The organism is Bradyrhizobium sp. WSM1743 (genome assembly GCF_000473065.1).
In the GTDB taxonomy this organism is placed as follows: domain Bacteria; phylum Pseudomonadota; class Alphaproteobacteria; order Rhizobiales; family Xanthobacteraceae; genus Bradyrhizobium.
Genome location: NZ_AXAZ01000057.1, coordinates 42,366 through 56,121 on the forward strand (window position 1 = coordinate 42,366; position 13,756 = coordinate 56,121).

11 protein-coding genes and 1 pseudogene are annotated in these 13,756 nt (G+C 64.0%); 6 read left to right on the top strand and 6 right to left on the bottom strand.

The annotated features are described in order from the left end of the window. The first annotated feature begins 128 nt into the window (after nucleotides 1–128). Complete coding sequence (locus tag YU9_RS0127970) at nucleotides 129–905, top strand: cyclase family protein (RefSeq protein WP_027575767.1); 777 nt, start codon at nucleotides 129–131, stop codon at nucleotides 903–905. Between the two features lie 230 nt (nucleotides 906–1,135). Here the strand turns inward: YU9_RS0127970 and YU9_RS0127975 are convergent, their stop codons facing one another. The 3 genes and pseudogenes from YU9_RS0127975 to YU9_RS50230 all read right to left on the bottom strand — a co-directional run. Further along, the gene (locus tag YU9_RS0127975) at nucleotides 1,136–1,864 is read right to left on the bottom strand and encodes a Crp/Fnr family transcriptional regulator (protein ID WP_027575768.1); all 729 of its coding nucleotides are present in this window, start codon (nucleotides 1,862–1,864) and stop codon (nucleotides 1,136–1,138) included. A 341-nt stretch (nucleotides 1,865–2,205) separates the two neighbouring features. Further along, nucleotides 2,206–4,899: a bifunctional acetate--CoA ligase family protein/GNAT family N-acetyltransferase gene (locus tag YU9_RS0127980; protein WP_027575769.1), complete on the bottom strand. Its 2,694-nt coding sequence runs from the start codon at nucleotides 4,897–4,899 to the stop codon at nucleotides 2,206–2,208. Between the two features lie 69 nt (nucleotides 4,900–4,968). Then, nucleotides 4,969–5,109 (bottom strand): annotated as a pseudogene (locus YU9_RS50230) (universal stress protein); the annotation flags it as partial. A 229-nt stretch (nucleotides 5,110–5,338) separates the two neighbouring features. On the opposite strand from YU9_RS50230, the gene YU9_RS0127985 reads away from it, so the two are divergent. From YU9_RS0127985 to YU9_RS0127995, 3 genes are read left to right on the top strand one after another with little or no spacing between them, the layout of a single operon-like run. Next, nucleotides 5,339–6,322 carry a zinc-dependent alcohol dehydrogenase family protein gene (locus tag YU9_RS0127985; protein ID WP_027575770.1) on the top strand — a complete coding sequence of 328 codons (984 nt, stop codon included), beginning with the start codon at nucleotides 5,339–5,341 and terminating at the stop codon, nucleotides 6,320–6,322. A gap of 11 nt (nucleotides 6,323–6,333) precedes the next feature. Then, nucleotides 6,334–7,884: a bifunctional aminoglycoside phosphotransferase/ATP-binding protein gene (locus YU9_RS0127990; protein WP_245266551.1), complete on the top strand. Its 1,551-nt coding sequence runs from the start codon at nucleotides 6,334–6,336 to the stop codon at nucleotides 7,882–7,884. An 11-nt stretch (nucleotides 7,885–7,895) separates the two neighbouring features. Next, on the top strand, nucleotides 7,896–8,867 hold the full coding sequence (locus YU9_RS0127995) for a CHAD domain-containing protein (protein ID WP_027575772.1): 972 nt from the start codon (nucleotides 7,896–7,898) through the stop codon (nucleotides 8,865–8,867). Between the two features lie 45 nt (nucleotides 8,868–8,912). Here YU9_RS0127995 and YU9_RS0128000 read toward each other — a convergent pair whose 3' ends face one another. From YU9_RS0128000 to YU9_RS0128010, 3 genes are all read right to left on the bottom strand, one after another. Continuing rightward, nucleotides 8,913–9,377: a RidA family protein gene (locus YU9_RS0128000; RefSeq protein WP_027575773.1), complete on the bottom strand. Its 465-nt coding sequence runs from the start codon at nucleotides 9,375–9,377 to the stop codon at nucleotides 8,913–8,915. A gap of 15 nt (nucleotides 9,378–9,392) precedes the next feature. After that, a complete protein-coding gene (locus tag YU9_RS0128005; protein WP_027575774.1) occupies nucleotides 9,393–11,084 on the bottom strand; it encodes a benzoate-CoA ligase family protein in 1,692 nt (563 codons plus the stop codon). A gap of 147 nt (nucleotides 11,085–11,231) precedes the next feature. Further along, nucleotides 11,232–11,750 (bottom strand): MarR family winged helix-turn-helix transcriptional regulator, encoded by a 519-nt coding sequence (locus YU9_RS0128010; RefSeq protein WP_025037595.1) that lies wholly within the window; start codon nucleotides 11,748–11,750, stop codon nucleotides 11,232–11,234. A gap of 250 nt (nucleotides 11,751–12,000) precedes the next feature. Between YU9_RS0128010 and YU9_RS0128015 the strand changes: the two genes are divergently transcribed. Both YU9_RS0128015 and YU9_RS0128020 read left to right on the top strand, forming a co-directional pair. Continuing rightward, on the top strand, nucleotides 12,001–13,176 hold the full coding sequence (locus tag YU9_RS0128015) for an ABC transporter substrate-binding protein (protein ID WP_027575775.1): 1,176 nt from the start codon (nucleotides 12,001–12,003) through the stop codon (nucleotides 13,174–13,176). Nucleotides 13,177–13,203: 27 nt separating this feature from the next. Beyond that, entirely contained in the window at nucleotides 13,204–13,659 is a 456-nt protein-coding gene (locus YU9_RS0128020) for a cupin domain-containing protein (RefSeq protein ID WP_027575776.1), read from the top strand. Nucleotides 13,660–13,756: the final 97 nt, after the last annotated feature.

Consider the following 13,756-nt stretch of genomic DNA (forward strand, 5'->3'; position numbering starts at 1 on the left):
ATTCTTAGCGCAACTCGCATTATGGTGGGTATGGCGGGCCGGCTCGACGTCGCCAGCCCGTGACTTGACGGCTCCAATGGCGGCCCCTCAAGATGTTCGAGACAGCAGGCCATTTCGAGGGAATGCCCATGCCGCGGAAGCTGATCGATATCTCGGTGCCGCTCGCAAACGAGGTGACCGCCGATCCGCCCGGCAATCACCCGACGATCCAGTATATCGATCACCAGCAGGGCCTGCCGCGCATGCTGCAGTTCTTCGACGGCCTCAAGGCGGAAGACCTTCCGGACGGCCAGGGCTGGGCCGTCGAGCAGGTCTCACTATCCACCCACAACGGCACCCATCTCGATGCGCCCTGGCACTTCCACCCGACCATGAATCGCGGCGAGCGATCATGGACCATCGATGAGGTGCCGCTGGATTGGTGCTTTCAGCCCGGCGTGAAGCTCGACTTTCGGCATCTGCCCGATGGCTACGTGGCGAGTGCCGAGGATGTCGAGAAGGAGCTGAAGCGCATCGGACACACGCTGTCGCCGCTGGAGATCGTCGTCATCAACACCAGCGCCGGCGCAAAATTCGGTACGGCCGATTACGTCAATTCCGGCTGCGGCATGGGCTATGAGGCCACCATGTATCTGCTCGAACGCGGCGTGCGGCTGACCGGCACCGACGGCTGGAGCTGGGATGCGCCGTTCGTCTACACCGCGAAGAAATATGCCGAAACAAAAAATGCCGGCCTGATCTGGGAGGGCCATAAGGCGGGACGGCACATCGGCTATTGCCATCTCGAGAAGCTGCACAATCTCGACCAGCTGCCTGCGACCGGATTCACGATCTCGTGCTTTCCGGTGAAGATCGAGCGCGCCTCCGCTGGCTGGACCCGCGCCGTCGCCATCATCGATAGCTAGCGCGTGATGAGATCAGTTCGATCGCTACAACGGAGGTGCACTCCCTCTCCCGCTTGAGGGAGAGGGCTGGGGAGAGGGCCGCGATGGGAGAACCCCCTTGAGGAGAAAGCCCTCACCCGCGCCGGAGCCTGTCATCGGGCGCGCTGCTGGCGCGACCCGGTGGGCGCGACCTCTCCCGCAAGCGGGAGAGGTTGCACCGAGCCCGCGGCAATCGATTCAAGCAGACGCCGTCACGCGCCGTCGAGGCCGCTCTCGGCGAGCTCGCGCAGCGCGTCGGTATCCAGCACGACGATGGCGCCGTGCTCGAGGCGGACCCAGTTACGGCCGGCCCAGGCACGCAATTGCTTGTTGATGCTCTCGCGCGTCATCCCGACCATCTCGCTGATCTCCTGCTGCGTGATGGCGAGCGTGCCGCTGCCGGAATCGAGCTTGCGCTCTTCGGTGAGACCCAGCAGCGCACTCGCAAGCCGGCCCGGCAGATTTTGGAGGATCACCTGCTCGACCTGCTGACTGGTCCAGCGCAGACGCGCGCACAGCAGCTCGATGAATTTCATCGCCAGCGCCGGCTGGCTCTTCACGAAGGGCAGGAAGTCCCGGCGATCGATGACGTAGAGCTCGCAATTGGTGTTGGCGGTCGCATCCGCTGACCTGGGGGCGCCGTCGAGCACCGCGATCTCGCCGAAAATTTCTCCCGGACCAATCAGATTGAGGATGGCGTTCCGTCCATCGGGCGACGAAGAGGAAATCTTTACTGTCCCCGCGATCACCGCGAACAGACTGTTGCCGGGATCGCCCTTGGCGGCGATCGTTGCGCCGCGCTTGACCGAGGTGTGCTTGGCGTAGCGGCAGAGTTGATCGAGCGCCTCCGGCTCCAGATCCGCGAAGATCGGGTGCTTGCGCAGGACCGATAGTTTGTTGCCCGCCGACTGTCGGGGGTCGCCGGTCTTGTCCTGAGGCACGCCGCGGGGCTCCTAAGACTACGAGGCAGTGGGTTCCTGCGTAGTCAACGATAACAGGCTTTTCAACCGGAAAGCACGCGCACGATTTGAGGCAAATGCCACGAAAAGGCCGCGGTAAAGTCGGAAGTTTGCATCCGAAGGATGCGCCGATGCGTCTCGGTCGATGCAAAGTTGCAGGCAGCGCAAGCCGAGATTGCGTTGAGACGCTGCCGAACGCCAGCGCCCGCTTCGGCGAACATCGGCCGTCGGACAGCTCGTTGAGGGCGACCATCCGCTCACGCCAGCCGAGCAGAAAGGTCGCAACCTTCTCGTCGGCCGAGGCGCGCTCCTAGCTGACGCGCTTAGAGCTTTAGCCTGACGTCGCAAATATCAGGCTCGGCCGGGTCCGGCTTGACCTCGAAGCCGAGCTGCCGGCACATGTCGAGCATCACCGTGTTCTCCTGGAGCACGTCGCCCGATATGGTCTTCAACCCTTCCGACCGCGCGTAGTCGATGATCAGCTGCATGAGAGTCCAGCCGAGCCCCCTGCCCTTGAGATCGGACCGCAGCAGGATCGCGTATTCGCCGCTCTCGTAGATCGAGTCCGAATGGAGCCGGACGACGCCGACCATTTCGCCGGTGGCCTCGTCGAATGCGATGAAGGCCATCGCGCGTGCATAGTCGAGCTGGGTCAGGCGTGCGATGAACTCGTGGGTGAACTCCTTCATCGGTGCGAAGAAGCGCAGGCGAAGGTCGTGCGGCGTGACGTGACGCAGGAATTCGTGGATGGTCGGCTCGTCCTCGGGGCGCATGGGCCGCACGAAGATGCGCCAGTCGTCCTTGAGCTTGAGGCGCCGCTCCCATTGCGACGGATAGGCGCGAACGGCGAAATTGGCCGGGCCGGAGCCGGCGAACTTCCGCCGCGGCGGCCCGACCGCGACGCGGGCATCCACCGCGGTCACGCCGGCTTCGTCCGCCAGCAGCGGATTGATGTCGAATTCGTGGATCTCGGGAATGTCGGCCGCCATCTGCGCGAGCTTGACCAGCACCATGGCGACGGCGTCTTGCTTGACCGCCGGCACATCACGGTAGGCCTTTAGCAGCCGCGACACGCGCGTGCGGTCGATCAGGTCGCGGGCCAGTTGCAGATCGAGCGGCGGCAGCGCAAGCGCCTTGTCGTTGATGATCTCCACCGCCGTTCCGCCCCGGCCGAAAACGACCACCGTGCCGAAGGTCGGATCGTCGGCGAGACCCAGGATCAGCTCGCGGGCCTTTGCCTTGACGACCATCGCCTGGACGATGACGCCGCCGATGCGGGCTTCCGGACGCAGCTTCTTCGCCCGCGCAAGAATGCCCGTGGCGGCCTCTCGCACGGCTTCAGGCGTGGTCAGGTTGAGCATGACGCCGCCGACATCGGATTTGTGGATGATGTCGCGCGACATGATCTTCAACACGACGGTGCCGCCCTGTGCGAAGATATCCTTCGCATAGGCCACCGCCTGCTCGACATCGGTTGCCGCATAGGTCGGCACCATCGCGATGTCATAGGCTTCGAGCAGGTGCTTGATCTCGACAGGCTCGAGCCATTCACGACCGTCCGCGATCGCGGCGGCGACGATCTCTCTCGCCCCCTGGGCGTCCGGAACGAACGTATCGGGCATCGCGGGAGGCACCTGGCTCAGCTCCTCCACCACTTCGCGGTGCCGGACCAGATGCATGAAGCCGCGCACGGCATCGTCCTCGGTGGGATAGTTCGGCACACCGGCGCCGGAGAGTGCCTGAATGATGTGCTGATCGGCCCCAACCCAGGCCGCCAATACGGGCTTCGCCCATCGGCGGTGCTGCTCGCGGTATTTGCCGACGAGCTCCGTCACGGTCGTCGCGATCTCGGCGGCAGAGGCGATCGCCGTTTGCACGTTGAGGACGAGGACAGCGTCATTGTCGCGATCGGCCAGCAGTTCCTCCAGTGCCGCCGCGTAGCGCGAGGCGTCGGCGTCGCCGACGATGTCGACGGGATTTGCACCGGACCAGGTCGGCGGCAGCGCCGCATCGAGCTTCTTGCGCGCCTCGGCCGAGATGGTCGCCGAAACTCCGCCGAGCTCGACCAATCGATCGACGGCGAGGACGCCGATGCCGCCACCGTTGGTCAGGATGGCGAGACGCTTTCCAGTCGGCGATTCGACACGGCCCAGTGTCTCGGCACAATCGAACAGCTCACGCAGATCGGACACCCGCAGCACACCCGCGCGGCGGAACGCCGCATCGTACACGGCGTCGGCGCCGGCAAGCGCGCCGGTATGCGTGGCAGCGGCCTTCGCACCCTGCGCCATGCGGCCGGACTTCACCACGACGACAGGCTTCACGCGCGCGGCAGCGCGCGCGGCCGACATGAACTTGCGCGCGTCCTTGATGGCCTCGATGTAGAGCAGGATCGCGCGGGTCTTGTGGTCCATCGCGAAATGGTCGAGCAGGTCGGCAATGTCGACGTCGATCTGGTCACCGATCGAGACGATGCCGGAGAAGCCGACGCCGCGCTGCGCGGCCCAGTCCACCATGCCGGCGGCAATCGCGCCGGATTGCGAGATCAGCGCGAGGTTGCCCGCTCCCGGCATGTGCGCGGCGAAACTGGCGTTCAGACTGACGCCTGGCATCATGATGCCGAGGCAGTTCGGCCCGATCAGCCGCATGCCGTGTTTGCGGGCAGCCGCGCTTGTAGCCTCATGCAGCGATCCCGGTCCCTGACCGAGCCCGGCCGAGACGATCAGCGCGCCCGCAGACCCGCGATGCCCGGCTTGGTCGACAATGTCTGGAACCTCGCTCGCGGGCGCGGTGATGACCACGAGCTCGGGCACGAAGTCCAATCTGTCCAGGCTCCTCACCGCCGCAACGCCGCCGATCTCGGCATGGCGCGGATTAACGAGGCCAAACTGCCCCTTGAATTCGGCCTTGCGAATGTTCTCCAGGACGGCACGTCCCACCGACGCCGGACGGGCGCTCGCCCCGACCAGCGCAACTGAGCGCGGCGACAGCAGGATGTTCAGACGATAGATTGACATGGAAGCAAATGCGCTTGGTCGGCGGCGGTTCCGATGGTTGACGATCAGGCCGGAAGAAGAAGGAGCCCAATGTGAGATCATAACCCAGCAGGGTGGCTGGCCAATGACGGTCTTTGTCACACCGCCCCATACGATCTCGTTCAGGCGCGAATGATGATAGGCGCCCATCACGATCGCATCGATGCCATGGGAATTCGCCCTCGATCGCAACCAGGGTTGGCCCGCGCGGCTGGCCGACAAGGGGCAGAAAGACGTCCTTGATGGGCATCGGAATTCTCCTCAATCACCACAATAGGCCGGCTCACGTCGAGACGCTTGATCCCCGTCAAGGCAGAGGAAACTCCGTCCGGTCGCCCGGGAACAGGCATTGACCGACGTGGACTGGCCGCTGGGTCATTCTATGAATAACTCAATCGGAGCGGTTCGCCCGGAGAGACTCATGCGTGCGATGGTGTTGTCGGCCCCACGAGCACGGCTCCAGATGGAGGAGCGGCCTGACCCGATGCCGGGCGAGGGTCAGATCCGGGTGAAGATCAGCGCCTGCGGCGTATGCCGGACCGATCTTCATCTCGTCGATGCCGAACTGCCCGATATTCGCTATCCGATCGTGCCTGGCCACGAGATCGTCGGCCGGGTCGATCTCGTAGGCCCGAATGTGGCAACACATGCGTCTGGCGACCGGGTCGGCATTCCCTGGCTCGGCTTCACCTGCGGAAAGTGTCGCTTCTGCCGGGAGGGCATGGAAAATCTGTGTGACGCCCCGCTGTTCACCGGCTTCACGCGCGACGGCGGCTACGCAACCCACACAATCGCCGACGCACGCTACGCCTTTCCGCTCGGTGAGGCCGGCAGCGACGTGGAGATTGCGCCTCTGCTGTGCGCAGGGCTGATCGGCTGGCGCTCGCTGGTCCTGGCCGGCCACGCCGACAGGCTCGGCCTCTATGGCTTTGGCGCGGCCGGCCACATCATCGCGCAAGTCGCGGTTTGGCAGGGACGATCCGTCCATGCATTCACGCGACGCGGCGACGCAACTGCACAAGACCTTGCGCGTCGCCTCGGCGCGGTCTGGGCCGGGTCATCGGACCAAATGCCGGACGAGCCGCTCGATGCCGCCATCATTTACGCACCGGCCGGCGAGCTTGTCCCGGCCGCGTTGCGCGCCGTCCGCAAAGGCGGTCGCGTCGTATGCGCCGGCATCCACATGACCGACATTCCAAGTTTTCCGTATGACTTGCTCTGGCAGGAACGGCAGCTGGTCTCGGTCGCCAATCTGACCCGGCAGGATGGCCTCGATTTTCTAAAGATCGCTCGGCAAGCCGGCGTGCGCACCGAGACGACGGCGTTTCCGCTCGATCAGGCCAACGAGGCTCTGAGCATGCTGCGGAACGGCCAGATCCTCGGCGCGGCCGTGCTGACGCCCTGATGGTGCTTCCAATGCCCGCTTCGCTGAAAGATGAAACGACGACCCAGGAGCGCATCTTCCGGATGCTGACCGACCATCCCGGCGTGACGCGGATCGACACGCATGCAGCCTCGGTGTTCCTGGACGCAAAGCGCGCGCTGAAGATCAAGCGCGCCGTCCGGTTTCCGTTCCTCGATTATTCGACACTTGAGAAGCGCAAGGCAGCCTGCGAGGAGGAGATCAGGATCAACCGGCCGCTGGCGCCGCAGATCTATCACCGCGTCGTGGCGATCACGGAAGAGCCGGATGGATCGGTGAAGGTCGACGGCGCCGGCCGACCGATCGAGTATGCGGTCGACATGTCGCGCTTCGACGAAAGCAGGACGCTGGATCATCTGGCCAAGGCCGGCCCGCTGGACACGAAGCTCGCCTCGGCGGCTGCCGACGCGATCGCGGCGTCACACGCGGCGGCGATGCGCGCCAACGGAAATGCATGGGTCTCCTCCATCCCTGCCCTGATCGTCGGCAACAGCAACGGTCTGCGGGCCGGAGGACATTTCAGCGCGGAAGACATCGAAAAGCTCGGCGAGGCCTCGCACGCGGCATTCCTGCGCATTGGTCCCCTGCTCGCAGAGCGCGGCCACCGGGGCTTCGTGCGGCGCTGTCATGGCGATCTGCATCTCGCAAATATCGTTCTGATCGATAATCAGCCCGTGCTGTTCGATGCGATCGAGTTCGATGCGCAGATGGCAACGGTCGACGTGCTCTACGATCTCGCATTCACGCTGATGGACCTGTTGCAACACCACCAGCCAAGCGCGGCGAACATGGTCCTGAACCGCTATCTCGCCACGACGCCGACCGACAATCTCGACGCGCTCTCGGCCCTGCCGCTGTTCATGTCGATCCGGGCGGCGATCCGCGCCCAAGTTGCCTTGGCACGGCTAAAGCGGCCGCGTTCCGATGCTCCCGGTATTGTTGACCAGGCACAGCGCTATTTTGAACTCGCCCAGATGCTGATCCGCCCTCCTGCTCCGCGTCTGATTGCGGTCGGCGGATTGTCCGGCACCGGAAAGACTGTCTTGGCGCACGCACTCGCCCCGCTCATCGCGCCGCAGCCGGGGGCCGTCGTGCTGCGCAGCGATCTCGCCCGCAAGCAAATATTCGGGGTCGAGGACACGCACCGCCTGCCGCCATCCGCCTATACGCCGGAGGTCACGGCCCGCGTTTACGACACGCTGGCTCAGCACGCCCGGCGGGTGCTGGCGCAGGGGCATTCGGCGATCATCGACGGTGTATTCGCTCGCGAGGACGAACGCGACGCGGTCACCGCGCTCGCGCGCGAGCGCAATGTGTCGCTGAACGGTCTGTTCCTGGTCGCAGACCTCGCGACCCGGCAGATGCGGATCGGAAGCCGCCGGGGAGACGCATCGGATGCCACGCAAGAGGTTGCCGCGCTGCAAGAGCACTATAATATCGGCCATGTCGGTTGGGCGACCATCGATGCATCCGGGACACAGGAGCAGACGCTCCAGAACTGCCGGGACGCGATCGCTGTGGGGGAAATAGGGCAATCTGATTGATGCGAGCAAGGATGTCGCGACCCATCACAAGCTCGACGGCGACCACGCATGCCAGGCCGGCGACGCGGCGCAACACCCTGCCCGCCCGCCTCAGCCCCGGCATGGCCTGCGATACGGCTTTCCGGATCATCGCCCGCCGTCACCTCGACGCCGTGCTCGCTCAACACGACGGCACCTGCCGCGGCGATCCCGACGCACTGCACCAGATCCGCATCGCACTGACGCATCTGCGAACTGCCATCCGCTTCTTCTCGCCGATGGTCGATGATGCCCTGCGGCCGAATGTCTGGACCGAACTGAAATGGCTGAACGGCCAGCTCGGCGTGGTGCGGGATCTCGACGTGGCAATCGAGCGGGTCGTCGCCGAGAGTGGTGACGAGCTTGCCGTAGTCGCCGAGCTTCAGCACTGGGACGAGAAACGGGCCGAGAGCCACCGGCTGCTGGCGCGCGCGCTGCGATCCACGCGCTACCGCCGCCTGGTCGAGCAGATCTCAACGTGGATCGATAGCGGCGCCTGGTCGACCCGGCGCGGCAAGGAAGCCATTCGATTGCGCCGCCGCACGCTCGCCGATCACGCGATGGAACGGCTGACGGAGTGGGAGACAACGCTGCTCAAGAAGGCCCGGAAGCTGAAGAGGCTCGATGTCGAGGAACGTCACAAGCTGCGGCTCCTCAACAAGCGGATGACCTATTCGATCGAGTCGCTTGCGGATCTGTTCGCCGATGGAGCGGCGACGAAGCAGAAGTCCATCCTCAAGCAATTGCGCAAGGCGCAGCGGTCGCTCGGACAATTGAACGACGATGCACGAGGACAAGCGCTGGCAGCATCGTTGAATGGCGCCAGCCTCGATGCAGGCCATCGCTTCCTCAACCGCAAGCGGGAAAAGAAGCTGTTGCGAACGGCGTCAGTGGCCTACCGGAAATTGGACAAGGCCAAGCCCTTCCGCTCCTCGGATCTCGCGCCGAGCTCGGAGGGACGATGAGCTCGCCAAGGCGAGCTGATCGAGACGAGCTGATCGCGGCAGAGCTCAGCGAGGAATGACGGCGGTGGCTTCGATCTCGACGCGCGCCGCCTTCTCCACGAGGCGGACCACCTGAACCAGCGCCATTGCAGGATAGTGCGCTCCGAAGACGTCGCGGTAGACCCTGCCCAGCTCCTTCAGATTGGCCAGATACTCGTCCATATCGACGACGTACCAGGTCAGACGCACGAGGTGCTCGGGCCGGGCACCGGCCTCGGCCAGGATCGCGGCGATGTTGCTCAAGGTCTGACGCACCTGTGCGACGAAGCCGTCGGCGAGACGCTCTTCGGCGTCCCAGCCGATCACCCCGCCGGTGACGACGATGCGCCCCTCGGCAGCCATGCCGTTGGCATAGCCCTTCGGCACCGGCCAGCCCGATGGCTGGAGGATCTGCGCCCTGATGCGCGTTCCGTCCTCGGCTGCTGTCGGCAGCACCGCGAGTTGCGGGCCTTTCGGCGTCGTTACGGACAATTCTCTATCCTTCTCTCATTCCGCAGCGACGCCTGAGGACTTCACTGCGGCCTGCGCCAACTGCCGCAGGGCAAAGCGTTTCAACTTGCCGGTCTCGGTCTTCGGCAATTGCGCCACGAATTCGATGGCGCGCGGATATTTGTACGGCGCGATCTCGCGTTTGACATGCTCCTGCAACTCGGCCACGAGCTGAGCGTCAGGCGTCACGCCGGGCGCGGGGACGACATAGGCCTTCACGATCATGCCGCGCGCCTCGTCCGGGGCGCCGACCACACCGCATTCGGCGACCGCCGGATGCGTGAGCAGCGCTGCCTCGACATCGGTCCCTGCGATGTTGTAGCCGGCCGACACGATCATGTCGTCGGAGCGCGACTGGTACCAGAAATAGCCGTCGCTATCCATCAGATAGGTGTCGCCGGTGATGTTCCAGCCGTTCTCGACGTATTTCCGCTGCCGCTCGTCGGCCAGATAGCGGCAGCCGGTCGGCCCGCGCACGGCAAGCTTCCCCATCGTGCCCGGCGGCACGTCACGGCCGTCGTCGTCGACGATCTTGGCTTCATAGCCCGGCACCGGCTTTCCGGTGGCGCCGGGACGGATCTCGGCCTCGGTCGCACTGATGAAGATATGCAGCAGTTCGGTCGAGCCGATGCCGTCCATCAGCTTGATCCCGGTGGCCTTCAGCCAGGCTTCGAATGTCGGCTTGGGCAGCGTCTCGCCGGCGGAGACGCATTTGCGGAGCGAAGCGATGTTGCGGCCTGCGAGCTTGCCGAGCATGGCCCGGTATGCGGTCGGCGCCGTGAAGCAGACCGTGGTCTTGTACTGCTCGATCGCATTCAGAATGTCGTCCGGCGTCGTCTTCTCCAGCACCACGAAGGAGGCGCCGATATGCATCGGAAACAACACGCCGCCGAAGCCGAAGGTGAAGGCGAGCGGGGCCGAGCCGATGAAGCGATCCTTCTGCTCGGCCTGCAAGATGTTGCGTGCATAACCGTCGCAGACCGCGAGCATGTCGCGATGGAAATGCATGGTGCCCTTGGGATCGCCTGTCGTGCCCGACGTGAAAGCGATCAGGCAGATGTCATCGGCGGCGGTATCGAGAGCCCTGAACTCCGGGCTCGCATCCGCGATCAACGCTTCGAGCGAATCGGAGGCGCCGTTGCCCCAATAAACGACGCGCTCGAGACCGGGCGCAGCTAGCTTCGCCTTCTCCATTTCCTCGGAGAGTTTTCCGTCGCACAGTGCCAGCGTGATCGCCGCTTTCTGAATCGGATAGGACAGCTCCTTGGCGCGGAGCAGCGGCATCGTCGCCACGACGATGCCGCCGGCCTTGATCACCGCGAGATAGGTCGCAACCATCATGGGGTTGTTGGCAGAGCGCAAAAGCACGCGGCCGCCGGGCACGAGACCAAGCTTGCCGACCAGAACGTTGGCGATGCGGTTCACGAGCGCCTGCAGCTCGCGATAGGTGTAGCTGACGGCGGGGCTGATGACGCAGGGGGCATCGCCCCGGCCCTGCTCGACCCAGCGATCGAGGAAATAGCTGACGCAGTTCAGTCGCGGGGGATAGCGTAGCTCCGGCCGCGTGAAAATGAATTCGGGCCAGAGCTCGCGCGGCGGCAGATGGTCCCGCGCGAACGTATCGACATGGGCCGTCGCGGCATTGCCGTCATACGAGCCCGACGCTTGAACCTTGGCGGCGTTGGCCATCGCACGCTCCTTTGCGCATGGAAAGCACCCGGCAGCACTATCTGGGAAACATTTTAGGCTTAAAACAATTCGGCGCAATAGCGGATTTTGGGCATCCCGTGCATTTTGCTGCGGCAAAGTGGATTGGCGGACCGGCCGACCGTGGCGCTAGGGCCGGCGCCGCGCGGCCGATTTCTGCGCCGAGGCCTTGGTCTTGGCGAGGAGGCGCATCAATTCGCGCACGTCCTTTGGAGAGAGGTCGGCGAAGAGATCGGCGATCCAGGTCTCATGCTCGGCGGCCATCCTGCGAAACTCGGCCCGGCCGAGCTTCGTGAGGCGGATCACCTGGACGCGGCGGTCGGTCTCCGAGGTCCGCCGGTCGAGATGACCGGATTCCACCAGGCGCTCGACCAGACCCGTGACATTCCCGTTGGAGACCATCATGCGCTTGGAGACGTCGGACAGCGTCATACCATCAGGCGCCTTGTCGAGCTGCGCCATCAGGTCGAAACGCGGCAGCGTGACATCGAACCGCTGCCGCAGCCGGCCGCGCACCTCGCCCTCGATCAGCGTCGTGCAGGTCAAGAGCCGCAGCCACAGCCGAAGCTCTTCGGCGTGGTCCTCCGGCGTTTCGACAGCCTTGGTCTCGGAATCGAGCATGTTGATGCAGTCACTCACGGCCGGCATTGGCGCCGGCACGGATTCCCCAACGTTTTGAGCTTCAAATAAATTGAAGCCGGCTGCAAGTCCAAAGCTGCAACAATCGACCGCACGTCAATTTCTTTAGGCTTCAAATAATTGGCGCGCCGCTTGCATGCATAGCTGCCCGCGGGATGTGGTGCCTTGAGCTCGGCTTGCCGGGGCGGCCATCATCGGCATAAGCTTGAATTGGAGTACGTGGCTTGCAGCGCGAGCCAATCGTCACGAGGGACAGATCATGAAGACGCAAATGACCTTGGCCGCAGCCGCCGTGCTGCTCGGCACCGTGGTGACGCCTGTCCTCGCCCAGGAAAAAATCAAGCTGGGTGTGATCGTGACCCTGTCGGGACCTGCCGCCGCGCTTGGCCAACAGGTTCGCGACGGATTCACGCTCGCTGTAAAGGATCTCGGCAGCAAGATCGGCGGCCGCGACGTCGAGGTCGTCGTCGTCGACGATGAGCTCAAGCCGGATGCAGCAGTGACCAAGGTCAAGGGCCTTCTTGAGCGTGAGAAGGTCGACTTCGTGGTCGGCCCGATCTTCTCCAATATCCTCCAGGCGATCCACCGGCCCATCACGGAATCGAAGACCTTCCTGATCAGCCCCAATGCCGGCCCATCGACGTTCGCCGGCAAGGACTGCAACCCGTTCTTCTTTGTGACGTCGTATCAGAACGATCAGGTGCACGAGATTCTCGGCAAGGTCGCGCAGGATCGCGGCTACAAGCGCATGTACCTGATGGTGCCGAACTATCAGGCCGGCAAGGATTCGGTGGCGGGCTTCAAGCTGGACTACAAGGGCGAGATCGTCGAAGAATCCTACATGCCGCTGAACACGCTGGATTTCCAGCCGGAACTGTCCAAGATCGCGTCGCAGAAGCCCGATGCACTGTTCACGTTCATGCCGGGCGGCCTCGGCGTCAATCTCGTCAAGCAGTACCGGCAGGCCGGGCTCGCCGATACCATTCCGGTGCTCTCGGCTTTCACGGTGGATGAATCGACCCTGCCGGCGCAGCAGGACGCGGCCGTCGGCATGTTCGGTGGTGCCAATTGGGCACCCAATCTCGACAATCCCCAGAGCAAGAAATTTGTCGCAGCTTATGAGGCTGCCTACAACAGCGTTCCGGGGACCTACGCCGCTCAAGCGTATGACGCCGCCATGCTGATCGACAGCGCGGTCAAGGCGGTCAAGGGCGATCTCTCCAACAAGGACGCCGTGAAGGCCGCGCTGAAGAAGGCGGACTTCACATCGGTGCGCGGCACTTTCAAGTTCAACATCAACGGCTACCCCATCCAGGATTTCTATCTGACAAAGGTCGCCAAGCGCCCGGACGGCAAGTTCCAGACCGAGATCGTGCAGAAGGTCTTTGAGAACTACGGCGACCGCTATGCCAAGGATTGCAAGGCGGCGAACTGAGCCGAAGCGTGTTACGGGAGGACTGCAATGAAGAGTGAAATCACCGGCATCACCCGGGCCAATGAGGGCATCCAGGGCATTTCCTGGAACATCCTCGGCCAGACCTATGTGCCGAAGAGCTGCGCCGAGAACAGCTTCTCCTGGCATGCGACGCTGCCGCCGGGCACCTTCGTGCCGCCGCATATCCATCCCGACCAGGACGAATATCTCTACATGCTGGAGGGCAAGCTCGATTTCGTGCTCGGCAATTCGGAGGCGCAGGCAACCGCAGGCGATCTGATCCGGCTCGGTATGGGCGTGCCGCACGGCATCTTCAACAAGTCGGAGCAGACCGCAAAGGTGCTGTTCTGGGTCTCCCCGAGCCGCAAGCTGTTCGACCTGTTCTGGGGCCTTCACAACATGAAGGAGCAGAAGCCCGAGGACGTGGTGGCGATGGCCGCCGAGTTCAACGTCCACTTCCTGCCGCCGCCCGGCTCCGGCTAGAGCATTTCCTCGCTTGATTGAATCGGAGGGATTCCGGTTTTTGGCGGATTGTGATTCAAGATGCTGACTGGATTGGAGGCCAGCATCGCATGACCCG

What these genes read in the sequence shown, in the direction of transcription:
- YU9_RS0128015 (WP_027575775.1), top strand. Translation starts at nt 12,001, where the DNA reads ATGAAGACGCAAATGACCTTGGCCGCAGCCGCCGTGCTGCTCGGCACC.
- YU9_RS0128010 (WP_025037595.1), bottom strand. Translation starts at nt 11,750, where the DNA reads ATGCCGGCCGTGAGTGACTGCATCAACATGCTCGATTCCGAGACCAAG.
- YU9_RS0127990 (WP_245266551.1), top strand. Translation starts at nt 6,334, where the DNA reads ATGCCCGCTTCGCTGAAAGATGAAACGACGACCCAGGAGCGCATCTTC.
- YU9_RS0128005 (WP_027575774.1), bottom strand. Translation starts at nt 11,084, where the DNA reads ATGGCCAACGCCGCCAAGGTTCAAGCGTCGGGCTCGTATGACGGCAAT.
- YU9_RS0127980 (WP_027575769.1), bottom strand. Translation starts at nt 4,899, where the DNA reads ATGTCAATCTATCGTCTGAACATCCTGCTGTCGCCGCGCTCAGTTGCG.
- YU9_RS0128020 (WP_027575776.1), top strand. Translation starts at nt 13,204, where the DNA reads ATGAAGAGTGAAATCACCGGCATCACCCGGGCCAATGAGGGCATCCAG.
- YU9_RS0127970 (WP_027575767.1), top strand. Translation starts at nt 129, where the DNA reads ATGCCGCGGAAGCTGATCGATATCTCGGTGCCGCTCGCAAACGAGGTG.
- YU9_RS0127985 (WP_027575770.1), top strand. Translation starts at nt 5,339, where the DNA reads ATGCGTGCGATGGTGTTGTCGGCCCCACGAGCACGGCTCCAGATGGAG.
- YU9_RS0127995 (WP_027575772.1), top strand. Translation starts at nt 7,896, where the DNA reads ATGTCGCGACCCATCACAAGCTCGACGGCGACCACGCATGCCAGGCCG.